Consider the following 779-nt stretch of genomic DNA (forward strand, 5'->3'; position numbering starts at 1 on the left):
GGGTAGATGCACTGGTCAGTGGCGAAATATGGCAGTTCAGCAGCCACAGTTCGCCGTTGCGAACCACGATGTGGCTTTCCTTGATTTGAACACGACCATCGCGAATGGATTTGACTTCCCAGCCTTCCAACACAATACCCGCCTCGTACTTCTCTTCAATGAAGTAATCAAAACCTGCTTTTTTGTTGTCAATAATGCTCATGAATTCGGTGAAAACGTCCTTTGGGTGCGGCGTAGCGTGAAAAACGCTAAAATAGAGAGTTTAATCCTTTCTCCGAGCGGGAAACAAACCCTTCAGCATTCATGGCCATTGTAGAAAAGTCCGTGTTGGTTCATTTTTCCACGCAACAAATGTTCGATTTGGTGCGGGCGGTGGCCGATTATCCCCAGTGTTTGCCGTGGTGCGGTGCCGGAAGTGTTGAGCCTGTTGGCGCCAACATTGAAAAAGCGACCGTAGAAATTGCGTTCAAGGGTGTCAAACAAAGCTTTTGCACAATGAACAAACTGACACCACACGAGGAAATCCACATGACCTTGGTGGAAGGTCCGTTTACCCATCTTGAGGGCACCTGGCATTTCATTGAACTGACGCCCGAAGCCTGTAAGGTTCATTTCAAACTGGCCTACGAGTTTTCAAGCAAGGTACTGGAGCAATTGGTGGGGCCGGTGTTTACCAGCCTTGCCAACAGTTTCGTGGATTCCTTCATTAAACGTGCAGAGTCTGTCTCTATTACCCATCTCCGAGCCCACGCGACGCTAGGGTAGCTCGTATGCCGTCT

At 49.2% G+C, this 779-nt stretch carries 2 protein-coding genes; one reads left to right on the top strand and one right to left on the bottom strand.

All coding sequences use genetic code 11. From position 1 onward, the window contains the following. The coding region (locus VB737_RS07390) for an SsrA-binding protein (protein ID WP_500312265.1) at positions 1-202 on the bottom strand (202 nt) is incomplete at its 3' end. Positions 203-303: 101 nt separating this feature from the next. Between VB737_RS07390 and VB737_RS07395 the strand changes: the two genes are divergently transcribed. Continuing rightward, complete coding sequence (locus VB737_RS07395; protein WP_500312266.1) at positions 304-765, top strand: type II toxin-antitoxin system RatA family toxin; 462 nt, start codon at positions 304-306, stop codon at positions 763-765. The last annotated feature ends 14 nt before the right edge of the window (positions 766-779 follow it).

Source organism: Synechococcus sp. BA-120 BA3, assembly GCF_034931285.1.
Lineage (GTDB): Bacteria > Cyanobacteriota > Cyanobacteriia > PCC-6307 > Cyanobiaceae > Cyanobium.

Excerpts from the sequence above, each read along its gene's own strand:
- VB737_RS07395 (WP_500312266.1), top strand. The coding sequence starts at position 304 with ATGGCCATTGTAGAAAAGTCCGTGTTGGTTCATTTTTCCACGCAACAA.